The organism is Aeromonas salmonicida subsp. salmonicida (genome assembly GCF_001643305.1).
GTDB classification, from domain to species: Bacteria; Pseudomonadota; Gammaproteobacteria; order Enterobacterales; family Aeromonadaceae; genus Aeromonas; species Aeromonas salmonicida.
Window position 1 is genome coordinate 98,526 of the sequence record NZ_LSGW01000084.1, and the last position, 24,124, is coordinate 122,649.

General features: G+C 58.2%; 20 protein-coding genes, 1 tRNA gene and 1 pseudogene. 12 read left to right on the plus strand and 10 right to left on the minus strand.

Features of this window, described 5'->3' with window-relative positions; genetic code table 11:
* Positions 1 to 78: 78 nt before the first annotated feature.
* On the minus strand, positions 79 to 1,902 hold the full coding sequence (gene recQ, locus AXW79_RS16060) for an ATP-dependent DNA helicase RecQ (RefSeq protein ID WP_005318348.1): 1,824 nt from the start codon (positions 1,900 to 1,902) through the stop codon (positions 79 to 81).
* Positions 1,903 to 2,035: 133 nt separating this feature from the next.
* Between recQ and AXW79_RS16065 the strand changes: the two genes are divergently transcribed.
* Positions 2,036 to 2,500, plus strand: coding sequence for a thioesterase family protein (locus tag AXW79_RS16065; RefSeq protein WP_005318346.1), 465 nt, complete (start codon positions 2,036 to 2,038; stop codon positions 2,498 to 2,500).
* A gap of 124 nt (positions 2,501 to 2,624) precedes the next feature.
* Positions 2,625 to 3,152: an AbiTii domain-containing protein gene (locus AXW79_RS16070; protein WP_005318344.1), complete on the plus strand. Its 528-nt coding sequence runs from the start codon at positions 2,625 to 2,627 to the stop codon at positions 3,150 to 3,152.
* A gap of 282 nt (positions 3,153 to 3,434) precedes the next feature.
* Here AXW79_RS16070 and AXW79_RS16080 read toward each other — a convergent pair.
* The 9 genes from AXW79_RS16080 to AXW79_RS16120 all read right to left on the minus strand — a co-directional run bounded on the left by AXW79_RS16080 (position 3,435) and on the right by AXW79_RS16120 (position 12,633).
* Positions 3,435 to 3,511: transfer RNA gene (locus tag AXW79_RS16080), tRNA-Pro, on the minus strand.
* Between the two features lie 154 nt (positions 3,512 to 3,665).
* Positions 3,666 to 4,370, minus strand: coding sequence for an MOSC domain-containing protein (locus AXW79_RS16085; protein ID WP_005318340.1), 705 nt, complete (start codon positions 4,368 to 4,370; stop codon positions 3,666 to 3,668).
* A gap of 45 nt (positions 4,371 to 4,415) precedes the next feature.
* Positions 4,416 to 5,258, minus strand: a complete 843-nt coding sequence (locus tag AXW79_RS16090; RefSeq protein WP_005318337.1) for an ABC transporter permease subunit — start codon at positions 5,256 to 5,258, stop codon at positions 4,416 to 4,418.
* Positions 5,255 to 6,160 (minus strand): ABC transporter permease subunit, encoded by a 906-nt coding sequence (locus AXW79_RS16095; protein ID WP_005318334.1) that lies wholly within the window; start codon positions 6,158 to 6,160, stop codon positions 5,255 to 5,257. The genes AXW79_RS16090 and AXW79_RS16095 overlap by 4 nt, the downstream gene beginning before the upstream one ends.
* The gene (gene potA, locus AXW79_RS16100) at positions 6,157 to 7,311 is read right to left on the minus strand and encodes a polyamine ABC transporter ATP-binding protein (RefSeq protein ID WP_005318332.1); all 1,155 of its coding nucleotides are present in this window, start codon (positions 7,309 to 7,311) and stop codon (positions 6,157 to 6,159) included. Before potA ends, AXW79_RS16095 begins: the two co-directional genes overlap by 4 nt.
* A 76-nt stretch (positions 7,312 to 7,387) precedes the next feature.
* Positions 7,388 to 8,449: a polyamine ABC transporter substrate-binding protein gene (locus AXW79_RS16105; RefSeq protein ID WP_005318330.1), complete on the minus strand. Its 1,062-nt coding sequence runs from the start codon at positions 8,447 to 8,449 to the stop codon at positions 7,388 to 7,390.
* Between the two features lie 139 nt (positions 8,450 to 8,588).
* A complete protein-coding gene (locus AXW79_RS16110) occupies positions 8,589 to 9,686 on the minus strand; it encodes a polyamine ABC transporter substrate-binding protein (protein ID WP_011898245.1) in 1,098 nt (365 codons plus the stop codon).
* A 54-nt stretch (positions 9,687 to 9,740) separates the two neighbouring features.
* Positions 9,741 to 11,159, minus strand: coding sequence for an aspartate aminotransferase family protein (locus AXW79_RS16115; protein WP_005318327.1), 1,419 nt, complete (start codon positions 11,157 to 11,159; stop codon positions 9,741 to 9,743).
* A 142-nt stretch (positions 11,160 to 11,301) separates the two neighbouring features.
* Positions 11,302 to 12,633 carry a glutamine synthetase family protein gene (locus tag AXW79_RS16120; RefSeq protein ID WP_005318324.1) on the minus strand — a complete coding sequence of 444 codons (1,332 nt, stop codon included), beginning with the start codon at positions 12,631 to 12,633 and terminating at the stop codon, positions 11,302 to 11,304.
* Between the two features lie 467 nt (positions 12,634 to 13,100).
* On the opposite strand from AXW79_RS16120, the gene AXW79_RS16125 reads away from it, so the two are divergent.
* From AXW79_RS16125 to pseC, 10 genes and pseudogenes are all read left to right on the plus strand, one after another.
* Positions 13,101 to 13,487 carry a TraR/DksA family transcriptional regulator gene (locus AXW79_RS16125; protein ID WP_005318322.1) on the plus strand — a complete coding sequence of 129 codons (387 nt, stop codon included), beginning with the start codon at positions 13,101 to 13,103 and terminating at the stop codon, positions 13,485 to 13,487.
* Between the two features lie 50 nt (positions 13,488 to 13,537).
* A complete protein-coding gene (locus AXW79_RS16130; protein ID WP_005318320.1) occupies positions 13,538 to 14,392 on the plus strand; it encodes a hypothetical protein in 855 nt (284 codons plus the stop codon).
* 174 nt (positions 14,393 to 14,566) lie between these two features.
* The gene (locus tag AXW79_RS16135; protein ID WP_005318317.1) at positions 14,567 to 15,025 is read left to right on the plus strand and encodes a CreA family protein; all 459 of its coding nucleotides are present in this window, start codon (positions 14,567 to 14,569) and stop codon (positions 15,023 to 15,025) included.
* Between the two features lie 77 nt (positions 15,026 to 15,102).
* Entirely contained in the window at positions 15,103 to 16,092 is a 990-nt protein-coding gene (locus AXW79_RS16140) for a 2-hydroxyacid dehydrogenase (RefSeq protein WP_005318315.1), read from the plus strand.
* A gap of 177 nt (positions 16,093 to 16,269) precedes the next feature.
* A complete protein-coding gene (gene yegD / locus AXW79_RS16145) occupies positions 16,270 to 17,631 on the plus strand; it encodes a molecular chaperone (RefSeq protein WP_005318313.1) in 1,362 nt (453 codons plus the stop codon).
* 212 nt (positions 17,632 to 17,843) lie between these two features.
* The gene (locus AXW79_RS16150; RefSeq protein WP_005318311.1) at positions 17,844 to 18,263 is read left to right on the plus strand and encodes an META domain-containing protein; all 420 of its coding nucleotides are present in this window, start codon (positions 17,844 to 17,846) and stop codon (positions 18,261 to 18,263) included.
* A gap of 137 nt (positions 18,264 to 18,400) precedes the next feature.
* Positions 18,401 to 19,249: an HDOD domain-containing protein gene (locus AXW79_RS16155; protein WP_005318309.1), complete on the plus strand. Its 849-nt coding sequence runs from the start codon at positions 18,401 to 18,403 to the stop codon at positions 19,247 to 19,249.
* 6 nt (positions 19,250 to 19,255) lie between these two features.
* Positions 19,256 to 21,085, plus strand: coding sequence for a maltodextrin glucosidase (gene malZ / locus AXW79_RS16160; RefSeq protein ID WP_005318307.1), 1,830 nt, complete (start codon positions 19,256 to 19,258; stop codon positions 21,083 to 21,085).
* 221 nt (positions 21,086 to 21,306) lie between these two features.
* Entirely contained in the window at positions 21,307 to 22,311 is a 1,005-nt protein-coding gene (gene pseB, locus AXW79_RS16165) for a UDP-N-acetylglucosamine 4,6-dehydratase (inverting) (RefSeq protein ID WP_005318304.1), read from the plus strand.
* A pseudogene (gene pseC, locus AXW79_RS16170) lies at positions 22,308 to 23,451 on the plus strand (UDP-4-amino-4,6-dideoxy-N-acetyl-beta-L-altrosamine transaminase). Before pseB ends, pseC begins: the two are co-directional and overlap by 4 nt.
* Positions 23,452 to 24,124 lie beyond the last annotated feature (673 nt).

The following is a 24,124-nucleotide window of genomic DNA, read 5'->3' on the forward strand; positions in this document are numbered from 1 at the left end:
CCCTCATCTTGCCCTGAGTTGGAGGTGAAAAATTTCGCCTCCCCTCCCGCCCTTCTGAGCGGGAGTCAGGGTCATTGCCTACCGCCGACAGTAGTCGATGATAAGGTCCATAAAGGCTTCGCCGAAGCGCTCCAGCTTGCGATGCCCGACGCCATTGATGGCGAGCATCTCAGCCTCGGTCATCGGCATCAGCTGAGCCATCTCCACCAGAGTCGCGTCATTGAACACCACGTAGGGCGGCACCTCTTCGTCTTCGGCGATCTGCTTGCGCAGACCGCGCAGCTCCTTGAACAGTCGTTTGTCGTAGTTGGCGTTGTCCAGCAGGCCGTTGCGCTTCTCCTTGCGACTGGAGATGGGTTGCAGCCGCGGCACCGCCAGTTCCAGCTTCATCTCGCCACGCAGCACGGGGCGGGATGCCTCGGTCAGCTGCAGCACCAGATTGCGGGTGATGTTCTGGGTCAGCAGCCCCTTGTGGATCAGCTGGCGGATCACGCTCATCCAGTACTCGTGGCTCTGATCCTTGCCGATGCCGTAGGTCGACAGCTTGTCGTGGCCGTGATCCTTGATGCGCTGGTTGAGAGAGCCGCGCAGCACCTCCACCACATAGCCCACCCCGAAGTTCTGACCCACCCGCCAGACGCAGGAGAGCGCCTTCTGGGCATCTTCGGTGCCGTCGTAGCTCTTGGGCGGATCCAGACAGATGTCGCAGTTGCCGCACGGCTTGTCGTTGTATTCACCGAAGTAGTTGAGCAGCACCTGACGACGGCAGGTCTGCGCCTCGGCAAAGGCCGCCATCACGTTGAGCTTGTACTGCTCAACCTGCAACTGCTGCGGGTTTTCTATGTTGTCGAGCAGGCGCCGCACCCGGCCTATGTCGGCGGGGTCGTACAGCAGCAGCGCCTCGGCCGGGGTACCGTCACGGCCGGCCCGGCCCGTCTCCTGATAGTAGGATTCGATGTTCTTGGGGATGTCGTAGTGCACCACGAAGCGCACGTTCGGCTTGTCGATCCCCATGCCGAACGCCACCGTTGCCACCACTATCTCGATGTCATCCTTGAGGAAGGCATCCTGGGTCTGCTGGCGCTGGGCCAGGGGCAGACCGGCGTGGTAGGGCGCGGCCTTGCTGCCGTGGCGGGAGAGGCGCTCGGCCACCTCCTCCACCCGATTACGACTGGAGCAGTAGACGATGCCGCAGTTGCCCTTCTGGCTCTGCACGTAGCGCAGCAGCTGCTCCGCCGCCTTGAACTTCTCCACCAGGCTGTAGCGGATATTGGGCCTGTCGAAGCTGGCGGTATGGATGAAGGGATCATTGAGCTCCAACCGGTGCAGCATATCGCTGCGGGTCGCCTCGTCGGCGGTGGCTGTGAGCGCCACCACGGGCACCTGGGGGAACCACTGCTTGAGCCGCCCGAGCGCCGCGTATTCCGGCCGAAAATCGTGCCCCCACTGGGAGACACAATGGGCCTCGTCGATGGCGAACAGGCCGAGTGGCAGCTCCGCCAGCCGATCCATGAACTCGTGCTGCAACAAGCGCTCGGGGGAGACGTAGAGCAGTTTGATCTCGCCGCGACGCATGGCGGCAAAGTTCTGGATCATCTCCTCCCGGCTCAGGGCCGAGTTGATGTAGATGGCCGCCACACCGTTGGCCCGCAGGCTGTCGACCTGATCCTTCATCAGCGAGATAAGAGGAGAGACCACCACGCCCAGCCCGGGTCTCAGCAACGCCGGTATCTGGAAGCAGAGTGACTTGCCGCCACCTGTGGGCTTGAGCACCATGGCATCGCGTCCCGCCACTATCTGCTCGATGATCTCCAGCTGGCCCGGCCGAAATTGCTGGTAGCCGAATACCGCCTGCAACAGGGCAAGAGGGGTATCGGGCAAGGTTTCGGCAATGACGGTCATGGGCTCTCCTTTGGGGTCGCCATTCTAAAGCAGCCGCCGCTCACAATAAACCTGCCATTGCGACTGTTAAGGAAGTGTTGCAGACTGGCTGGAGTTTTTACTCGGCTTTGATAACAGGGATCGGTATCAGAGAATGAAACACATACTGAAGAAGATGGCGCTCAGTGGCATTGCCAACCTGTTCGCCGAGCGGATGCCGTTCAACAAGCTGATTGGCATGCAGGTGACCCACTACGACTTTGACAAGGTGGAGCTGCGCATCAAGATGGATGACAAGCTGATCGGCAACCCCTTCCACAACATCTTGCACGGCGGCGTCACCGCCAGTCTGCTGGATGTGGCCGGCGGCATGATAGTCGCCGCCTCCTGCATCGACGAGCTGGAAGACTTCTCCCCCAACTACCTCAAGGAGCGATTCTCCCGCCTCGGCACCATCGATCTGCGGGTGGACTACCTGCGCCCGGGCCGCGGCAACGAGTTCATCGCCACCGCCCACATCATCCGTGCTGGCAGCAAGGTCGCCGTCGCCCGAATGGAACTGCACAACGAAGAGGGCACCCACATCGCCTTCGGTACCGGAACCTATCTGGTGGGCTGACCCCACCTATTGCATAAAAATCACGCTGCTAATCTGATTTTAATCATTAGAATCGTTACCCCCTCTGCCGCCCACGGGTCCATACTGAAATTCGGGATTGTGTGCAGAGGGAGGATTGCAGGCGATGAGTGCGAAACTGGCCACCAAACCATCCAGAGCCTTGTTGACACAGCTCGAGTCCATGCTCGACGAGGTGCAGACACCCGAGTGTCGCCACTGGCTGGAACAGGAGCTTGAGGGATACTCTCTCTGTTCGCACCTGCCCTGGTATCGCATCGTAGCCTGTCGGCAACGCGGTCACTTCTTGGATCTGAAGACGGGAAAATATTTGACCTGTCACATAAACAGTCAAACGCTAAGCCAACGCGATCTGGCCCAGATTCAGTTCATTTATGCCCGTGAACCCGCCGCCCATTATCTACTGCAACGCAATTCCGGTATTGAACCCTGGCCAGAACAGCTGCTGGAAGATTATCAGGAGCAGTTGATCCCCGGCCATTTATGCCTGCAAGCCTGGCATGAGCCCGTGTCTTCATTACGTTCACAACTGATGGAGGGAATCGAACATTTCATTAGTGAGTACCCCAAGCACGCGGCCTTGCAACCTCAACACAGCTTCAAGGCATTGCGGCATCAGCATTGGCATATCTGAGTAAGCGCCTGGCGCGCAAGGAGGGCACCATAGACAAGACCCATAGCGAGATTGCCACAATCTAGAGTGCCGGAGTCAGGATCAGACTCCCCCCATGGGCCACCGAGCGGTGGCCCTTTTAATGGCTGCGCAACACGACGGCAAGAAGAGACAAGAGGAAAGAGAAAAGAAAAGCTGTCTCGGTATCGATATGCCTCGGTCACAACCAGCAATATTTCTCGTACCGAGGATCAGCAAAATCCAGATGCGAAAAGGCCGCTCATTGAGCGGCCTTTTCTAATATGGTCGGTGTGAGAGGATTCGAACCTCCGACCCCTTCGTCCCGAACGAAGTGCGCTACCAAGCTGCGCTACACACCGATGTCTGCGGGGCGAGAATTTACCTAAAGCCCTGACATGACACAAGCCTTTTTTACGTTTGACAGGAAAAAAGTGGCCATTGGTTCAACTATTCAACGCTTTGGCCCAGGGTTCACAGAAAGGGTGCACCGCTGTGACATTTTTCCAACCTACCTCAGGAAAACTGAAATTCGGCCGGGCCCAGCAAACGGCGCTGCCAATCAGCCACCACACCATGTTCCAGCCAGTTAGCCGCATGCTGGCGCCAATTGGGGGAAAGCGCCGGGTTTTCCAGCAGCAACAGCAGATCCGCTTCGTGGCGCACCTGGTTGAACAATATGTCGGCGGTGCGCTTCACGGTCAGAGCAGGATAGGGTCTGTCGACCAGCTCCATCGTCTCCTGCGGTGCGACCGTGCCCTCCTCCAGCACCCGCAACAACCAGCCACAGCGAACACTGAGTTGCATCACCTGAGAGAGCTGGGGGTAACCAAAGCGCAGGTTCAGTTTGAAACAAGGGGACCTGGGCTGGCTTATCTGGATCAGCGCCTCACCGAGCCGATAGACATCACCAATACAGGCCTGCTCCTCGGTCAACCCAAGGCCGGACAGATTCTCGCCAAAAGCGGCTGGTTGCCAGGGTGTGCGGGGCGCAGCAAGGCCCATGGCGGTTTGCCAGTTGTGCCACCAGGGGTAGTGATCGGCAGGGTAGTAGTGCAGCGCCCTATCCGGGCCGCCATGATGACGTGGGTCACTTTGCTCATCACCACCCAGGCCGCCAAAACCGCACCAGAGCGGTATGGTAGTGGCTTGCTTGTTGATGGCACTGACCAAGCCCGGTACCAGTTCGGTACCCTGGCCACTAAAGATGAAGATCCGCATTCTCATCCTCCAGATTGACGAGAGAATGCGGATATTAGCACGAGGTCAGGCGACTGCCTGCATCTGGGTGGTCATGGCGATCTCGGCGCGGCGACGCTTTTCCGCCCTAGCCATCAGATACCAGCTGCTGAAGGTGAACAGCGACACTGACAGCAGGATCAGGCTGGCCACAGCGTTGATCTCGGGTTTCACCCCGAGCCGCACTGCCGAGAAAACTTCCATCGGCAAGGTGGTCGCGCCCGGCCCCGAGACAAAGCTCGCCAGCACCAGATCATCCAGCGACAGGGCAAACGACATCATGCCGCCCGCCGCCAGCGAAGGAGCGATCATGGGGATGGTGATCAGGAAGAACACCTTCCAGGGCTTGGCTCCCAGGTCCATGGCCGCCTCCTCGATGGAGAGATCCAGCTCCCGCAGTCGCGCCGACACCACGATCGCCACATAGGCGGTACAGAAGGTGGTATGGGCAATCCAGATGGTCAGCATGCCACGCTCGGCAGGCCAGCCCACCAGTTGCGCCATGGCGACGAACAGCAGCAACAGCGACAGACCCGTGATCACTTCGGGCATCACCAGGGGTGCCGTCACCATGCCGCCGAACAGAGTCCGGCCACGGAAGTGCGGGATCCGGGTCAGCACGAAGGCAGCCACAGTCCCCAGGGCCACGGCAGCAACCGCAGTGTAGAGCGCTATCTCCAGCGAGCGCAGCACGGATCCAATCAGCTGCTTGTTATCGAGCAGGCCGAAGTACCACTTGAGGGACCAACCTCCCCACACCGTCACCAGCTTGGAGGAGTTGAAGGAGTAGATCACCATGATGACCATGGGCAGGTAGATAAACAGCAACCCCAGCCACAGCATCATCTTGGCAAAACCGAAACGTTTCATACCTTGCCCTCCAATTCCTTAGCCTGGTTGCGGTTAAACAGGATGATGGGGACTATCAGCACCGCCAGCATCACTACCGCCAGGGCAGAGGCCACCGGCCAGTCGCGGTTGTTGAAGAACTCCTGCCACAGCACCTTGCCGATCATCAGGGTCTCCGGGCCACCAAGCAGCTCCGGGATCACGAACTCACCCACGACCGGGATAAACACCAGCATGCAGCCGGCAATGATGCCGTTCTTGGAGAGGGGCACAGTGATCCGCCAGAAGCGTGTCAGGTTGCGGGCACCGAGATCGGAGGCTGCCTCCAGCAGACTCTGGTCATGCTTGACCAGATTGGCATAGAGCGGCAGCACCATGAACGGCAGGTAGGAGTAAACGATGCCGATGTAGACAGCCAGGTTGGTGTTGAGGATCTGCAGCGGTTCGTCGATGAGGCCGATGCCCATCAACAGGCTGTTTAGCAGGCCGTTGTTGCTGAGGATCCCCATCCAGGCGTAGACCCGGATCAGAATAGCGGTCCAAGTTGGCATCATGATGAGCAACAACAAGACCGTCTGGGTCTCCTTGTTGGCGCGCGCTATGGTGTAAGCCATGGGATAGCCGATCAACAGACAGAGCACTGTGCTGATGAAGGCTATCTTGAGAGAGCCGATATAGGCTGCTATGTAGAGCTCATCTTCCTGCAGCAACAGGTAGTTGCCCAGGTTGAGCAGTATGGTGAGCTGATTGTCGGCCCAGCTCACCACGTCGGTATAAGGCGGGATCGCCACGTCCGCTTCGGCGAAGCTGATCTTCACCACTATGATGAAGGGCAGCAGGAAGAAGAGGAACAGCCAGAAGAACGGAATGCCGATCACCAGCTGGCGCCCACCCAGTCGCTTCAGTCGTCTCAATGCCTTCATGATTGCAGCACCACGCCGCTGTCATCTTCCCAATAGAGGAACACCTGGTCATCCCAGGTTGGCCGCTTGCCGTGGCGTTCGGCATTGGCGATGAAAGCCTGAACGATTTTGCCCGAGGGCAGCTGGATATGATAAACCGAGTGACCACCCAGATAGGCGATGTCATAGACCTCACCCTTGGTCCAGTTGAAGTCCGGATGCTCGATCTCGGTCGGTTTCTGGGTACTCATCAGCAGTTTTTCCGGCCGCAGCGCGTAGGTCACCTTCTTGTTCTCGGCGCGGGAGCTGATGCCGTGGCCCACGTAGATGGGCTGTTCCAGATCGGCGCAAGCGATGGTGGCATGGTCCTGCTCATCCTCCACCAGCAGGCCGTCAAACAGGTTGACGTTGCCGATGAACTCGCACACCAGCCGACTAGCCGGGGTTTCGTAGATATCCATCGGGCTGCCTATCTGCTCGATGCAGCCGAGGTGCATGATGGCGATCCGCTCGGCCATGGTCATGGCCTCTTCCTGATCATGGGTCACCATGACGCAGGTTACGCCGACCCGCTCTATGATCTCCACCAGCTCCAGTTGCATCTGTGAACGCAGTTTCTTGTCCAGCGCCCCCATGGGTTCGTCCAGCAGCAACAGCTTGGGGCGCTTGGCCAGGGAACGAGCCAGAGCGACCCGCTGACGCTGACCACCGGAGAGCTGATGTGGCTTGCGGCGCGCATACTGGGCCATCTGCACCAGCTTGAGCATCTCTTCCACCCGCGCATCCACCTCCGCCTTGGGCAGGCCATCCTGCTTGAGGCCAAAGGCGATATTCTGCGCCACCGTCATGTGGGGGAACAGGGCATAGGACTGGAACATCATGTTGATGGGACGTTCATAAGGCGGCATGTCGGTGATGTCGACGCCATCGAGGAACAGCCGCCCCTCTGTGGGGCGCTCGAATCCCGCTAACATCCGCAGCAGGGTCGATTTGCCGGAGCCGGACCCTCCCAGCAAGGCGAAGATCTCCCCCTTGTGGATGTTGAGGGACACGTTGTCGACCGCCAGCGTTTCATCGAACTGCTTGCTTACCCGATCTATTTTGACCAGCACTTCTTTGCGCTGCTGGTTGCCCTCGAGGGCTTTCTTGTAGGCACTGGAGGCTATCGCCATTACCAAACTCCCAAACGTGATACCGGCCTTTGGCCGATCCATAAAACAATCTGGCGCCCCGGGGTGGGCGCCAAGGTTAGGTTCCGGACTTGATCTTGGTCCAACTCCGGGTGATCAGACGCTGCACCGCCCGGGGATGCGCTTGCTGCACATAGAGCCGTTCCAGCACCGCCTGGGGTGGATAGACTGACTCGTCATCTCGCACGCTCTCGTCCATGTACTCTCCCGCCTTGGCATTGGGATTCGCATAGCCCACATAGTTGCTGACCTTGGCGATCACTTCGGGCTGGAGCACATAGTTGATGAGGGCATGCGCCTCTTTCACATTGGTGGCATCCGCCGGGATAGCCATCATGTCAAACCAGAGATTGCCCCCCTCTTTCGGGATGCTGTAGGCAATATTGATCCCCTTGCCCGCCTCGTCGGCACGGGCCGCTGCCTGCAATATGTCGCCGGAGAAGCCCGCCGCGACACAGATGTCGCCATTGGCGAGATCGCCTATGTACTTGGATGAGTGAAAATAGGTCACATAGGGCCGCACCTTCAGCAACTGTTCCTCGGCACGCTTGATATCTTCCGGCTTATGACTGTTGGGATCGAGTCCGAGGTAGTTGAGCACGGCCGGGATCATCTCGTCCGCAGAGTCGAGGAAGGCAACACCGCAGCGGGACAGCTTCTGCATATTTTCCGGTTCGAAAATCACAGCCCAGGAGTCAATCTTGTCGACTCCCAGCACATCCTTGATCTTGTCGACGTTGTAACCGATGCCGTTGGTTCCCCACAGGTAGGGGACTGCGTATTGGTGACCCGGATCCACCTTGTCGAGCTGCTTGAGCAAGACGGGATCCAGGTTGACCAGATTGGGCAGCAGGGCGGGATCCAGCTTCTGGAATGCGCCTGCCGTGATCTGCTTGGCCAGGAAGTTGTTGGAAGGCACCACCAGATCGTAACCAGTGCGTCCGGTCAGCAACTTGCCTTCCAGGGTCTCGTTGGAGTCAAACACGTCATAGACGGTCTTGATCCCGGTCGCCTGCTGGAAATCGCTGAGGGTGGTTTCACCGATATAATCGGACCAGTTGTAGAAATGAACCACGGGGGCGGCATGAGCCAGGCTTGCCAACCCCAGGGCCAGGGTCATAGTCACTGTCTTGGTTGTGTGCACGTATCAGTCCTCATCTGTTTTGGTATGCCAGCTGCGCATCCATACGCGCCGTTCAACCTGTCGGGTTGTCACCACCCTCCCGGCCGAACTGCAGACCGGGAGGGGTACTCGTCACTTACTTGCCAGACTTGATCTTGGTCCAGCTGCGGGTCATCAGACGCTGCACCTTGGCCGGCAGATCCGGGAAGGTATAGATCTTCTGCAGCGTCTCGGCGTTGGGGTAGATACCCGGGTCGGTACGGATAGCCTCATCCACCAGGGGCGTCGCGGCCTTGTTGCCATTCGGGAACTGCACAAAGTTGGTGATGCTGGCGATCACCTCTGGCTTCATCAGGTAGTTGATAAAGGTGTGAGCCGCCTCCGCATTCTTGGCATCAGCCGGAATGGCGATCATGTCAAAGAAGCTGCCCGCCCCCTCTTTCGGAATGGTGTAGGTCAGCGCCACGCCGTTGTTGGCTTCCGCCGCCCGCGCCTTGGACTGCTGCAAGTCACCGGAATAGCCGACCGCGACGCAGAGGTTGCCGTTGGCCAGATCCGAGATGTACTTGGAGGAGTGGAAATAGGCGGTATAGGGGCGGATGGAGAGGAACAGTGCCTCTGCCTGCTTCAACTCGTCCGGCTTCTGGCTATCCGGTTTGAAGCCCAGATATTGCAGGGCGGCCGGCAGCATTTCGGTCGGTGAGTCGAGGAAGGAGACACCGCACTCCTTCAACTTGGCCATGTTCTCCGGTTTGAACACCAGATCCCAGGAGTTGACCGGCGCATCCTTGCCCAACACGGTTTTTACCTTCTCGGCGTTGTAGGCATAGCCGATGGTGCCCCACAGGTAAGGAATGGAGTACTGGTTGCCCGGGTCACTCGGTTCGAGCGCCTTCAACAGGTCGGCATCCATATTTTGCCAATTGGATAGTTTGGACTTGTCCAGTTTCTGGAACACGCCCGCCTTGATTTGCTTGGCCAGGAAGGGGTTGGACGGCACGACTATGTCGTAACCTGAACTGCCCGCCAGCAACTTGGCTTCCAGCACCTCGTTGCTGTCGAACACGTCGTATACCACCTTGATGCCCGTCTCTTTCTGGAAGTTTTCCAGGGTCTCCGGCGCGATATAGTCGCTCCAGTTATAGACGTGCAACACCTTCTCGTTGGCCATCGCACCGGTACTTGCCATGACCAGCGCCACAGAAGCGGCAATCATTCCCGTTTTGAAAGACATCGTCCTTGTCTCCTAAGCAAATTATATGCGCAAGCCAACCTGCCCAGCCCCCGCCTACCCTTTCAGCTTTGCCGCCGTCAGATCCAGACTGAGCCTGGCCAGATTGACCAATTCATCCACCTGTTCCTCGGTGATGACCAAGGGGGGCGATATGATCATGGTATCGCCGACCGCCCGCATCACCAAGCCATTGTTAAAGCAGAATTCCCGGCAGGTCATGCCGGCTTGCAGCCCAGCCGGGAAGCGGCTGTTGGTCTGCTTGTCCTGCACTATTTCCAGCGCGGCCACCAGGCCTTTGCCACGGGTTTCGCCCACCAGCGGATGGTCTGCCAGTTCGCGCCAGCGGCGCTGCAAATAGGGGCCGATAGTATCATGAATTCGCTTAACTATGCTTTCGCTTTGCATAAGCTTAATGTTGGCAATGGCGACGGCGCAGGCCACCGGATGACCGGAATAGGTGAAGCCGTGGTTGAATTCGCCGCCCTCCTCCACCAGCACCCTGGCAACGCGATCCCCCACCATCACGGCCCCCATGGGCAGATAACCTGAGGTGATGCCCTTGGCCAAGCACATAAGGTCCGGCTTGATGCCGAATCCCTCGCTGGCGAACCAGTGACCGGTACGGCCAAAGCCGCAGATCACCTCGTCGGCAATGAGCAGGATGCCGTAGTGATCGCAGATACGCTGGATCTCGGGCCAGTAGCTGTCGGGCGGAATGATGACGCCGCCGGCGCCCTGAATGGGCTCGCCGATGAAGGCGGCCACCTTGTCCACCCCCAGTTCCAGGATCTTCTGCTCCAGCTGGCGGGCACGCTCCAGACCGAACTCGTGGGCACTCATGCCCTGCCCCTCGCCGAAGTGATAGGGCTGATCGATGTGTACTATGCCGGGAATAGGCAGGCCGCCCTGGGCGTGCATCCCCTTCATGCCACCCAGACTGGCACCCGCCACGGTGGAGCCGTGATAGGCGTTGTGGCGGCTGATGATCACCTGCTTGTCCGGCTGCCCCTTGCTGGCCCAGTAGTGGCGCACCATGCGCAGCACTGTATCGTTGCACTCGGAGCCAGAACCGGTGAAGAAGACATGATTGAGATGGGGCGGAGTCACCTCGGCCAGCAGGGTCGCCAACTCGATCACAGGAGGGTGTGCGGTCTGAAAGAAAAGGTTGTAGTAGGGCAGTTGCTGCATCTGTTTGGTGGCAGCCTCCACCAGCTCCTGACGACCGTAGCCCATGTTGACGCACCAGAGTCCCGCCATACCGTCCAGAATGCGACGCCCGTCGGAGTCTTCCAGATAGATGCCTTCGGCCCTGGTGATGATGCGGCTGCCCTTCTGGTTCAGCGCCTGAAAATCGGTAAAGGGATGCAGGTGGTGGCTGGCATCCAGCTGCTGCCACTCACGTGTCGTGTCGTGTGCTGCATTGTATTTGCTCCTCGGTTCCTTCGATTTAAGCGGGACTCTTTCGTCAATCAATCCGGGTGGCAGACGCTCTTTCAGTCACTGCCACTCTCAGGTGGCATGCTGCCACCTGGCTCGCTTTCTGGTGTCTTCGATACAAGGACAGGAGAGGCCGGGTCTGGCCTCCCCCGCAGTAAGGGCTGGCACGCCCCCGGAATCACACGTTCAGCAGCAGGAACTCCCGTTCCCAGCGGCTTATCACCCCGAAGTAGGTCTCGTACTCCTTGCGCTTGACAGCCACGAAGGCGCGGATAAAACGCTCCCCCAGCATCTCCTTGATGGGCTCGCACTGCTCAAGATGGCTCAGGGCCTCTTCCAGCGAACGGGGCAGACTGTAAGGCAGGTCATAGGCGCTCGACTTCATTTCCGGCAACGGCTCCAGCTTTTCCATCATGCCGAGGTAGCCGCAGGCCAGGGTCGCAGCCAGTGCCAGATAGGGGTTGGCATCGGCGCCAGCAAAACGGTTCTCTACCCGGCGGGCACTGGCATCGGAGAAGGGCACCCGCAGGCCACAGGTGCGGTTCTCTACACCCCACTGCACGTTGCGCGGCGCGCTCTCGCCAAAGGTGAGCCGACGATAGGAGTTGACGTTCGGCGCCAGCAAGGCAGTCACGGCTGGCGTGTATTTCTGCAGACCAGCGATAAAGTGCATGAACTGCTCGCTATTGCCGCCATTGTCCGTGCCGAACAGATTGCGACCGTTCACATCTTCCAGGCTCTGGTGGATGTGCATGGCGGAGCCCGGCTCGTCGCTCATCGGCTTGGCCATAAAGGTGGCATAGATGCCGTGACGGTGAGCCGCTTCCCGCATGGTGCGCTTGAACAGGAACACCTGATCGGCCAGATCGATGGCATCGCCGTGCAGGAAGTTGATCTCCATCTGGGCGGCGCCAGATTCGTGGATAAGGGTGTCCACTTCCAGTTCCTGCGCCTCGCAGTAGTCGTACATGTCCTCGAAGATGGGGTCGAATTCGTTGACCGCATCGATGCTGAACGACTGGCGGGCAGTCTCCGGGCGGCCATTGCGGCCAATGGGCGGTACCAGAGGATAGTCGGGGTCTTCGTTGCGCTTGACCAGGTAGAATTCGAGCTCGGGGGCGACCACCGGCTTCCAGCCCTGTTTCTCATAAAATGACAGGACCCGACGCAGCACCGAACGCGGCGCTATGTCGATAAGGTTGCCATTGATGTCGAAACAGTCGTGGATCACCTGAGCGGTCGGCTCCAGCGCCCAGGGCACGAAACGAATGGTGTTGGGGTCCGGGTAGAGCTGCATGTCCCGCTCCAGCGGGTCTATCATGCTGTCGTCATCCGGGTACTCGCCGGTCACCGTCTGGGTGAAGATGACCTCGGGCAGCCGCATGCCCCCTTCGCGCAAAAATTTGTTGGCTGGAATGATCTTGCCTCGGGCATTACCGGTGAAATCCGGAAACAGGCACTCCACTTCCGTGATGCGATTGCTCTCCATCCAGCCCTTGATACTGTCCATGTTAAACCCCGACTTTACGATTGCCATTGGCAAGGGTGTCTAGTATATGGAACACCCTTGTTATCAACTTGTAATCAACAACACCATAAAAGCCCGCCGTTAAGGCTGATGTCAAGCGGTGGTGTTTAAAAAATTATAAATAACGGTGCATATAATGACCATGTCGGCACCAAATACTAAACACCTTGGCTCACCCAGGACCCACTGCAAGGCCGATGCCAACGAGGGGGCAGGATCCCCCATGTTCTCAGTCAGACCCTGTCCGAATCAGGTCATTTTTTTGCAAGGGCGCACAATCCTTATCCTATTTGCTTTGCATGCCTGCATTTTTTTGGTACAAGGCCCGCCCTGATTTGCACTCTCCTGCTTGGATTTGGTGCAAATTCAGGACACAGGGCTTGGTCTGCAGGCAGACAGCCCCCATAAACAGGGATAATTGGGTTAGTAACTGACTGGTAGTAAACCGTATGTGTGATTTCATGACTAAAGACCAACTGGCCTTTTACAAGGGGCAGATCGAGCGTCAGATCCTCGAACTCGAAGATCGCCTCAACTCCCAGGCCAGCCAGGCCATCGCCACCGATACCAACGAGATGGCTGATGAAATTGACCGTGCCAGTATCGAGGAAGCCCGTCGTCTGGAGCTGAACCGCATCGAGCATGACAAGTTGCACCTGCGCAAGCTGCAGGGTGCGTTAAGGCGTATCAACGAAGGGGATTTTGGTTACTGCGAATCTTGCGGTGACGAGATTTCTCTCAAGCGGCTGCAGGCTCGTCCCGAGTCCCGCTTCTGCGTTGAATGCCAGAGTACCAAGGAATTCAACGACACTCACGTGTACCGTCGCGTTGCCTGATTCTTCTGTTAGACTCCGGGCAAGTCCCGGATTCTACAGGAGAGCAGAGAGTGAAATGGTTCCTCAGACTGTGCTTGTGTCTGCCGTTGCTGGCACAAGCACAGACCCTCACGGTCAAGGTTCCCAGCCGACCAATCAACGATCTCGACAAGGAATATCAACTCAAACTGCTGGAACTGGCGCTGACACATGCCGGACAGCCGTTTCGCATCGAGCAGGTCGAACTCAACCTCAACCAGTACAGCCTGCAGCAACAGCTGAGCAAGGGAAAGACCATCAATGTATTCTGGATGGGTACCTCCAGCGCACTAGAATCCTCCCTCATTGCCGTCCCGATCCCGCTGTTTCGCGGTCTGGAAGGCCTGCGCCTCTCCTTCATCCACAGCGACGCTCAGGAGAAGTTCAACCGGATCAATTCGCTGGCCGATCTCAAGCAATTGAAAGCGGCACAAGGTGTGGGCTGGGCTGACAACAAGATCCTGGAAAACGCCGGTATCCCGACTTATTCCGGTCGCTACAGCACGCTGTTTCGTCTCATAAACGACGGCGACAAGCTCGATTTCTTCCCGCGCAGTCTGGTGGAGATCTTTGCCGAGCGCAGCGAACTGGTGGCGCAATACCCCAATCTGGTCATCGATCAGCGCCTGCTGATCCGCTATCCCTTTGCCGAGTTCTTTTTCGTCTGCCCCGAGTACCCCAAACTGGCCAAGGCGATCCAGACAGGGCTGGAACGGGCCTATGCCGATGGCAGCTTCATGACCTTCTTCCGTGAGAATCCCAAGATCCGTGAAGCCCTCGCCAGCGCCAATCTGGCGAAGCGGGTCACCATTCAGCTCCCCAACCCGGACATGACCCCCTTGCTCAACAGTATTCCAGCCCAATATTGGGAGTATCCTCCGCGGTAACAGTGTTAGAACGGCATGCGCGTTGAGCGGCACTGACATCACCGCCGGGATTATCCCCCGGCCATCAGGGACTGGGGGCAGACAGCCCTCTGAGGCAAGCGGGGTCGTGGCAGCCAGAGTGCCGGGATCGCGCCTTGCCCGCTGCTGACAACCCAAGGAAACCATATGCGAAACATGAATACAGGCCTGCTGCTGGCGTGCTGTCTGATGGCAATGCCGGCCCTGGCCGACAAGGCCGACCCTATCGGGGAGGTGAGTACCGCCTTCAAACTGTTCGGCCCCAACCACAAGATCCTGGTGGAAGCGTTCGATGACCCCAAAATCGCCGGCATTGCCTGCTACCTGGCACGCCCCAAAACCGGTGGCGTCAAAGGCGGGCTGGGACTGGCGGAAGATCCCTCTCACGCCTCGCTTTCCTGCCATCAGACTGGCCCCATCTCACTGCCTGCCAAGCTGAAGGCAGGGGAGGAGGTGTTCGATGTCAGCACCTCACTGGTGTTCAAGGAGCAGAAAGTGGTGCGTTTTTACGACGAAAAGCGCAATACGCTGGTTTATCTGACCTACAGCACCAAATTGGTAGATGGTTCGTATAAAAGCGCAGTGAGTGCGGTTCCCATCATGCCATGGGGCTGAATCGGCCCCATTTATCCCGTGATGACGGCCCACATTTGTTGTAATTTAACTACATCATTATTTGCGGAGAGCACACCATGAAAGTCGCCGTTTTCAGTACCAAGAGCTACGACAAGGAACACTTCAATCAGGCCAACAGCCAGTATGGCTATGAGCTGGAGTTCTTCGACGTACGGCTGGAGGCCAAGACAGCCCGGTTGGCCCACGGCTTCCCCGTGGTGTGCCTGTTCGTCAATGACGACGCCGACCGGGAAGTGCTGACCGAGCTGGCGGCCAACGGCACCAAGGTCATCGCCCTGCGCTGTGCCGGTTACAACAATGTGGATCTGGCTGCCGCCAAGGAGCTGGGGTTGAAAGTGGTACGGGTCCCCGCCTACTCCCCCGAAGCCGTTGCCGAACATGCGGTGGGGCTGATGATGACCCTAAACCGCCGCATTCATAAAGCCTATCAGCGCACCCGCGATGCCAACTTCTCGCTGGAGGGGCTGGTCGGCTTCAATATGCATGGCCGCACCGCCGGCATTATCGGCACCGGCAAGATCGGCATCGCCACCCTGCGCATCCTCAAGGGCTTTGGCATGCGTCTGCTGGTAAGCGATCCCTACCCGAGTCAGGCGGCCATCGACTTGGGTGCCGAGTACGTGGATCTCGACACCCTGTTCCGCCAGTCCGATGTCATCAGCCTGCACTGCCCGCTGTTCAAGGAGAACTATCACCTGCTGAACAAGGAGGCGTTCGCCAAGATGAAGGATGGCGTTATGATCATCAACACCAGCCGGGGCGGCCTGCTCGACTCCAACGCCGCCATAGAGGCACTCAAGACCGCCCGTATCGGTGCCCTGGGGCTGGACGTCTATGAGGAAGAGGAAGACCTCTTCTTCTCCGACAAGTCCAACGAGGTGATCACCGATGACGTGTTCCGCCGCCTCTCCGCCTGTCACAACGTGCTGTTTACCGGCCATCAGGCCTTCCTGACCCGCGAGGCACTGCACGCCATCGCCGATACCACCCTCGGCAACCTCAAGGCCATAGAGAGCCTGGGCCATAGCGACAACGAGGTGGAGTAATCCTCTCGCACCCGTAGCCATGAACGACAGAGGGAGCCCTTCCCTCTGTTTTCCACACAGACATGCTCCCCCTTATGTATTTCCCCCTGCGACCTCAATATCCGGGGTGCCGGGTTGTGAGACCCGACGTCATCGGGTAGGCTACCTGCCCTTTTTTATTCAGGAGTCTGGCTGCCCATGTTTATCGGATTTGATTACGGTACTTCCAACTGTGCCGTCGCCGTGATGGAACAAGGCAGCCCCAGGCTGCTGACTCTGGGCGGTTCCCGCTATCTCCCCTCCACGCTGCACGCCCCCCACAGAGACGCCATCGCCGGCCTGCTGGCCGAAGGGCTGGCACCGGCCCAGCAGGCCGAATACCTCAAACTGCGCGGCCCTGTGGTTACCCGTGCCCAGGCGGTACGCCGCCAGATGCGGGAAGAGGGGCTGATCGACGAACTCAGCTTCGGCGCTGCGGCGCTGGAGCGCTATCTGGAGGAGCCGGACGATGGCTATTACATCAAGTCGCCGAAATCCTTCCTCGGCGCCTACGGCCTCAAGGTTCCCCAGATCGCCCTGTTCGAAGACATCGTCTGCGCCATGATGCTGCACGTACGCCGCGAGGCGGAGCAGCAGCTTGGCACTCAGGTACGCCGCGCCGTGATAGGTCGACCGGTCAACTTTCAGGGGCTGGCAGGGGAAGAGAGCAACAGGCAGGCCATCGCCATCCTGACCGAGGCGGCCCGTCTAGCCGGGTTCGAGCAGGTGGAGTTCCTTTATGAACCCGTTGCGGCCGGTTTCGAGTTCGAGGCGCGGCTGGATGAAGACGCCGTCGTGCTGGTGGTGGATATCGGCGGCGGCACCACAGACTGCTCCATGCTGCGCATGGGCCCGAGCCATCGCGACCAGCTGGATCGCAGCGGCGATCTGCTCGGCCACAGCGGCCAGCGCATCGGCGGCAATGACTTCGATATCAGGCTGACAGTGGAAGGCATGATGCCGCTGCTCGGCATGCACGAGACCCTCAAGACCGGTAAACCGCTGCCTCACCCGCTGTTCTGGGATGCCGCCGCCATCAACGACGTCAGCGCCCAGGGCCGTTTCTACAGCCTGGATACCGCGCGTCAGCTGCAGGATCTGCAGCTCGACAGCCTGCCGGGCAGCAAACTGGGACGGCTGGCCAATCTGCGCGCTCACAAACTGAGCCACCAGCTGGTATGGCGTGCCGAGCAGGGCAAGATCGCCCTCTCGGAGCAGGAGCTGAATCGCCAATCCCTGAGTGAACTGGAGAAGGGGCTGGAAGCCGAGCTCAGTCGTGAACAGCTGGCCAGCGCCTCTGCCCTGCTGCTGGAGAAGATTGGCGAGCTGATGGACGAAGCCATTGCCAATGCAGGAGTGCAGCCGGACCGCATCTTCGTCACCGGCGGCAGCGCCCGTTCGCCGCTGATCGCCGCCTTTATTCGTCAGAAGTTGCCCACCATTCCGCTTGAGGGTGGCGATGACTTCGGCTCGGTGGCGGCAGGACTCGCTCGTTATGCCGCACGCCTGTTCGCTGACTGAAACCTGCAGTTTCACCTCACGGAGACAGAGGCGATAAGCGCTCTTATCGCCTTTTCAGCATCGAACGCATCCCGATCACGGCAAGGTGTTGCCATTTAACGACACAGGGCTGACTCACAGGACGACAGAAGCAGTCGGGGTCGGCTCCCCTCGCCCTGCCCCGGGGACGGCGCAGGAGGTATGCTTGTCGCTCCCACTACCGGAGCCCTTCCATGCCCAGATTCCTGCTACTGCTGCTCGCCCTGCTCCTGCTCAGCGCCTGCAGCAGTACCCCCTCGTTCGTTCAGCAAGACTTGCAGCATCATCACTGGGTGCTCGACAAGCTGGATGGCCAGGCCATTGCGGCCTCCCGCGACAATCCACCCGATTTCGAGATAGGTGAACACTTCACCGTCAACGGTATCGCTGGTTGCAACCGCTACTTCGGCCAGGGCCACCTCGAGGGCGACAGATTCTGGGTTACCAGCCTCGGCAGTACCGAGATGGCCTGTCAGGCTCCGCTCGACACCATAGAGCAGGCAGTCATCACCACACTGCTCGAAGGCGCCACCCTGAGCGGCACCACCCAGACCTTGATCCTGAAGGGGAAACAGCACAGTTTGGAATACACCTTGCGTGACTGGGTGCTATAAGCGCGGTTGTCTGCCGGCGTAAAACTGACTCAATTGCGGTCGGGACTGCACATCAACAGACCCTCGTGCTCACGAAACCGGCATCACAAACAGGAACAAGTGTCCCGCCTGTGGCACAATATGAGGCAGTGCTCGCAATGGAGGCTGCCTCAGCCATGTCGATGGATCGTCTGTTTGACAAGATCAAACAACTCCCCACTATTCCGCAGCTGCTGCATGAGTTGATGCAGAGTTTCAGCGATGAAAATGCCCGTATCGACCAGATAGCGGGCAAGATCGCCATGGACCAGGTGATCAGCGTCAAGGTGCTGCGGATGGCCAACTCGGCCGCCCTGCGCCGTGGCAATGATGTCACCTCCATCGAGCAGGCGGTTATCCGCCTCGGTTTCAACCGGTTGCGCTCCGTGGTGGTCGCCTCCGGCATCATAGGCACCTTCAAGGCCCCCCCCAGCTTTGACAAGAACAAGTTCTGGACCGAGACCTTCCAGGTTGCCACCATCGCCAAGACCCTGGCCCAGGAGGCCAAGGTGCTGGATCCCGAGACCGCCTTTACCTGTGCCCTGATCCACAACATAGGTGAGCTGCTTATCCAGAGCACACTGCCGGAAGAGGCCGAGCTCATCAATATGGCGATCCAGAAGGGGAGCAGCCGGGTAGAGGCCCAACGGGAGATGCTGGGGTACGACTATGCCCAGCTCGGTGCCGAACTGGCACGGCGCTGGAACCTGTCGGAAGCCTTCGTCGATGCCATCTCCCAGCAGCTGGATCCCCTCTCCCACGATCCGGTCAGCAAGGAGGCGGTGCTGATCCGGCTCGCCGTCTTCATCTCCTTCGCCTGGAATGCGGGCGTGCCCGCCCAGGCCATCATTGCCCGTTTCCCCAAGCCGCTTGCCGACCAGCTGGGACTGGATCCCAAATCACTGGCAGGCCAGCTCGAAACGCTTCACGAACAGGGTAATGCCCTCGCCGACCTTCTGACTCAATAAGCACTCATGACCCATCCATTTCTGTATCATCCCCAGGTGGCGCCCTGGTTCAAAGAGAGCGCCGACAGCTTGCAACTCACCCTGTTCAGCGAGCTGGATGCCCCGATCCGGGAGGTGTGGCTGCGCCACGAACCTGACAACGAAGAGTACCTGCTGGCGATGACGCCAGTCTCGACCCGGGACAGATTGCAGGTGTGGCAAGTCACATTGCCACTGATCAAAGGGCAGGATATCCATCTCTACTGCTTCAAATGCCTGACCGATGAGGAGCAGTGGTGGTTGCACGGCGCTGGCGTCAGCTCGGCCATGCCGCCTCGGGAGCAGCACTTTCGTTTCAACAGCCTGCACCAGCCGCCAGCCTGGGTGCAGGATCAGGTGTTCTACCAGATCTTTCCCGACCGCTTTTGCAACGGCGATCCGGCCCTGAGCGTGAAGCATCATGAATACGAATACAGAGGCAAGGCGGTGATCAGCAAGGTGTGGGGTGAGCCGGTCAGCCGTCACGAAGAGGGACTCGGCGCCTGTGAGTTTTACGGCGGGGACCTAGCGGGAATAGATGCCAAGCTGCACTATCTGCAATCTCTCGGGGTCACGGCGCTCTACCTCAACCCCATCTTCGATTCGCCGAGCAACCACAAGTACGATACCCAGGACTACTTCAAGGTCGATGCCCACCTCGGCAGCAATGCACAGTTCGCCGAGCTGACCCGCAACCTGCACCAGCGCGGCATGAAGATCATTCTGGATGCAGTGGTCAACCATACCTCGACCCAGCACCCCTGGTTTTGCCCGCCACAGGGCGCCAACAGCAACCCGGATTCACCGTGGCGCAGCTTCTACACCTTTGACAACGAAGGGGACTATGTCAGCTGGAAAGGGATCCGCAGCCTGCCCAAGCTCGACTTCTCCAGCGAGCAGGTACAGGACGCTATCTATCGCGCCGACGACGCCATACTGCGCTACTGGATGCGGGCACCCTACCAGATAGACGGCTGGCGCTTTGACGTCATCCACATGCTGGGGGAGCGCGGTACTGCCGAGGGCAATCACGGCCATGTCCGTGCCATTCGCGGCGCCGTGAAGCAGGAAAACCCGGATGCCTATGTGCTCGGCGAGCACTTCTTCGAGGCGAGCCAGTGGCTGCAGGGGGATCAGGAGGATGGCGCCATGAACTACTATGGTTTCGCCCACCCGATCCGCGCCTTCCTGGCCGGGCAGGACATTGCCTATCACCCCATCAAGATCAGCGCCGAGGAGCTGGACAGCTGGCTCAAGCTGGCACGAGCTCATATCCCGTTCAAGAACCAGCTGGCCCAGTTCAACCTGCTGGACAGCCACGATACCGCCCGCTTTCTCCATCTGCTGGGAGAGGACAAACAACGGATGCAGCTGGCCGCCACCCTGCTGCTCACCTATATCGGCGTGCCTTCCATCTACTACGGCGACGAAGTCGGCCTCTCCGGTGGCAAGGACCCGGATTGCCGCCGCTGCTTCCCGTGGGAGACCACGGCCTGGGACCACGTGCTGCACGATCACTACCGCCGGCTGATCCAGATCCGCAAGCAGCGACCTGCTCTGCGCCGTGGTGACATTCAGACCCTCTATGCAGGCCCGCACAGCTATGTGTTCGCTCGAACCCTGCAAAGCGATCAAGTTGTGGTCGCCTGCAACCGTCATCCGACCGAGCCGCGCACCATCAGCCTGCCGTTGTGGCAGACCGCCAGCCCCGCCAGCCGCTTCACCGATGCCTTCAACGGTGACAAGTACGAAGTGGTACAGGGACAGGTACAAGTGACCATACCCGCCAACTCGGCCAGAGTGCTGCTCTCCAGCTAAGCGTCAAAAAAGCGGAACCGGATGTTCCGCTTTTTGTTAAAGCATCAGAGATCGCATAAAGTTGTTTGAGCTGGGTTGGATTTCTCTATGAATCATCTAGTTACTTCACTCATAGTGGAATAAAACTGGCATCATACAAAACTGCTCCCAGCCCTTTTCGGCTAAACTAGTTCCAGGCACATATATTGCTTGCCTCTTGGCATCACTAGCGAGAATCCGTCATGTTCGACAATAAAACCCTATTGATTACCGGCGGCACTGGCTCGTTTGGCAAGATGCTGGTCAAGACAGTACTGGAACGCTACAAGCCGAAGCGGCTCATCATCTACTCCCGCGACGAACTCAAACCGTTCGAGATGCAACAGGTGTTCAACGACCCCTGCATGCGCTATTTCATCGGGGATGTGAGGGATGCCAACCGGCTGAACATGGCGATGCGCGGCGTCGATTACGTCGTGCACGCGGCCGCGCTCAAGCAGGTCCCCGCTGCTGAATACAACCCCATGGAGTGCATCAAGACCAACATTCATGGGGCGGAGAACGTCATTCAGGCCGCCTTGCTCAATCAGGTCAAGAAGGTGATTGCCCTCTCCACCGACAAGGCTGCCAACCCGATCAACCTGTATGGCGCCACCAAGCTGGCTTCCGACAAACTGTTCGTGGCAGCCAACAACATTGCAGGCCAGGATCCGACCCGCTTCGCGGTGGTGCGCTATGGCAATGTAGTAGGTTCACGCGGCTCAGTGGTGCCCTTCTTCCAAAAACGAATAGACCAGGGTGCCAGCACACTGCCCATCACCCATGCCGAGATGACCCGTTTCTGGATCACCCTGCCGCAAGGAGTGGATTTTGTGATGAACAACTTCCCGAGGATGAAGGGCGGCGAGATCTTCGTGCCCAAGCTGCCCTCGGTACGGATCACCGACCTGGCTACCGCCATGGCGCCCCAGCTGGCCCAGGAAATTATCGGTATTCGCCCCGGTGAGAAGTTGCATGAAGTGATGTGCCCTTCCGACGACTCCTATCACACCTTCGAGTTCGACGACTTCTTCATCATCGGTCCCACCATCAATTTCAATAATCGCAACAATGACTTCTCAGTCACAGCTGCAGGCGAGAAGGGGGTCATGGTCGAACAGGGTTTCGAATATAACTCCCGTAACAACAGCGACTTCCTGACGGTGGCCCAGCTAAAAGAGTTGAATGACAAGGTGGTAATGGAATGATCCCGTACGGCAGACAGTCGATCAGCGAGGCGGATATCGAGGCCGTGGTCGAGGTGCTTAGGTCCGATTATCTGACTCAGGGCCCGGTCGTTCCTCGCTTCGAGCAAGCAGTAGCCGATTACTGTGGCGCATGCTTTGGCGTCGCCGTGAACTCGGGTACAGCCGCTCTGCACATCGCTTGTCTGGCTCTGGGTGTCGGCCCGGGAGACTGGGTCTGGACCTCCCCCATCAGCTTTGTAGCCTCGGCGAACTGCGCACTTTATTGTGGCGCTCAGGTCGACTTCGTCGACATAGAGCCGGATACCGGCAACATGTGCGCACTGGAGCTGGAGCGCAAACTGATGGTTGCCAAGGCGGAAGGACGCCTGCCCAAGGTAGTGATTCCGGTGCACTTCGCGGGCTTGCCCTGCGATATGAAAGAGATCCATCGTCTGGGCCGGGAGTACGATTTTCGCATCATAGAAGATGCCTGCCACGCCCTCGGCGCCCGCTATCACAGCGAACCGACCGGCAATGGCCGCTACAGCGACATCACAGTCTTCAGCTTCCATCCGGTGAAAATCATCACCACCGGCGAAGGCGGCATGGCCATGACCAATGACCAATGACCCAGCATTGGCCAAAACCATGCGCATGCTGCGCAGCCACGGTATCACCCGTGAACCGGAAGACTTCATCAATGAACCGGACGGCCCCTGGTACTACGAGCAACAGATGCTCGGCTTCAACTACCGGATGACAGATATCCAGGCGGCGTTGGGGTTGAGCCAGATGAGCAATCTTGACGCCTGGATCGCCAAGCGTAGTGAGATTGCCCATCGTTACTTCGAAGCATTGACGCCGAATCTACTCCACCGCTACTTCAGTGAAGAAAAGCGCAGTGCCTTTCATCTGTATGTTTACCACGTGGCTCCTAAGAAGCGTCCCCGTCTCTTTGAACAATTGCGGGCCCAAGGCATCGGCGCCAACGTGCACTATATGCCGATCTCCCATCAGCCTTGGTATCAAAGGTGGGCGCCGTCCCCCCAACCCCATGCAGAACAGTTCTATAGCGGCGCTATAACGCTGCCACTATTTCCAGCACTGGGTCATGCCCAGCAAGACATGATCAATGGTTTGTTGCAATCCATGAGCCCATAAGCACGGCATTCTGGGTGGCACAACGACAAACTAGAGCTGATTTTTGTCAACCAAGAGCAGGGCGCTGTTCCCTAAATCGCACCGAGCCATCAGTGAAATAAGAGAGAGGCTGGAATGGGCTATAGATTTTCTGTCAAAAAGCTCTCGCCGAACAAAACAGATAAAATATACATAAAGCAGGATTTTGGGAGGGATTTGAATTGACGTTTTTTCTTAAGGTCCTGTACATGAGGCTTAACTATGGTTATTTCCAATAATCCATAAAACCATCCTTAAAATGAAGATATCTCCACCCCAACGACTTGTTCAGTTTGTCTACTCTTGGCCAAACAGCATCAGCATTTTCTCGGAACAATACCCACATTTTTGAATGCTCGTTATAAACAGAGCATTTATAACCCCAACTCCTCATCAATAACCCCATGCTTTGATTCGTATGAAAAGCACAGTGTACAGGTAGTAAATACATCCAATTCGGATCCTTCGGCACCGTTGCAGGGATAAGAGTATGTATTGCCAAACACCCAGTGTCACTCACATAAGATTCTATTTCCTCTAAAGTATCTCGATTTCTAACATGTTCAAAAACTGCCGTATTAACCACTAAATAGCTGTGCCGAAAACTAGAACACCGGTGTAAGGCAACTCAGTCCAGTTTGTGCGATCTCATTAG

Excerpts from the sequence above, each read along its gene's own strand:
- AXW79_RS16140 (WP_005318315.1), top strand. The coding sequence starts at position 15,103 with ATGAAAGTCGCCGTTTTCAGTACCAAGAGCTACGACAAGGAACACTTC.
- AXW79_RS16085 (WP_005318340.1), bottom strand. The coding sequence starts at position 4,370 with ATGCGGATCTTCATCTTTAGTGGCCAGGGTACCGAACTGGTACCGGGC.
- AXW79_RS16155 (WP_005318309.1), top strand. The coding sequence starts at position 18,401 with ATGGAGGCTGCCTCAGCCATGTCGATGGATCGTCTGTTTGACAAGATC.
- AXW79_RS16105 (WP_005318330.1), bottom strand. The coding sequence starts at position 8,449 with ATGACCCTGGCCCTGGGGTTGGCAAGCCTGGCTCATGCCGCCCCCGTG.
- AXW79_RS16095 (WP_005318334.1), bottom strand. The coding sequence starts at position 6,160 with ATGAAGGCATTGAGACGACTGAAGCGACTGGGTGGGCGCCAGCTGGTG.
- AXW79_RS16090 (WP_005318337.1), bottom strand. The coding sequence starts at position 5,258 with ATGAAACGTTTCGGTTTTGCCAAGATGATGCTGTGGCTGGGGTTGCTG.
- AXW79_RS16110 (WP_011898245.1), bottom strand. The coding sequence starts at position 9,686 with ATGTCTTTCAAAACGGGAATGATTGCCGCTTCTGTGGCGCTGGTCATG.
- potA (WP_005318332.1), bottom strand. The coding sequence starts at position 7,311 with ATGGCGATAGCCTCCAGTGCCTACAAGAAAGCCCTCGAGGGCAACCAG.
- AXW79_RS16065 (WP_005318346.1), top strand. The coding sequence starts at position 2,036 with ATGAAACACATACTGAAGAAGATGGCGCTCAGTGGCATTGCCAACCTG.
- AXW79_RS16135 (WP_005318317.1), top strand. The coding sequence starts at position 14,567 with ATGAATACAGGCCTGCTGCTGGCGTGCTGTCTGATGGCAATGCCGGCC.
- AXW79_RS16070 (WP_005318344.1), top strand. The coding sequence starts at position 2,625 with ATGAGTGCGAAACTGGCCACCAAACCATCCAGAGCCTTGTTGACACAG.
- yegD (WP_005318313.1), top strand. The coding sequence starts at position 16,270 with ATGTTTATCGGATTTGATTACGGTACTTCCAACTGTGCCGTCGCCGTG.
- pseB (WP_005318304.1), top strand. The coding sequence starts at position 21,307 with ATGTTCGACAATAAAACCCTATTGATTACCGGCGGCACTGGCTCGTTT.
- AXW79_RS16150 (WP_005318311.1), top strand. The coding sequence starts at position 17,844 with ATGCCCAGATTCCTGCTACTGCTGCTCGCCCTGCTCCTGCTCAGCGCC.
- recQ (WP_005318348.1), bottom strand. The coding sequence starts at position 1,902 with ATGACCGTCATTGCCGAAACCTTGCCCGATACCCCTCTTGCCCTGTTG.
- AXW79_RS16125 (WP_005318322.1), top strand. The coding sequence starts at position 13,101 with ATGTGTGATTTCATGACTAAAGACCAACTGGCCTTTTACAAGGGGCAG.
- malZ (WP_005318307.1), top strand. The coding sequence starts at position 19,256 with ATGACCCATCCATTTCTGTATCATCCCCAGGTGGCGCCCTGGTTCAAA.
- AXW79_RS16120 (WP_005318324.1), bottom strand. The coding sequence starts at position 12,633 with ATGGACAGTATCAAGGGCTGGATGGAGAGCAATCGCATCACGGAAGTG.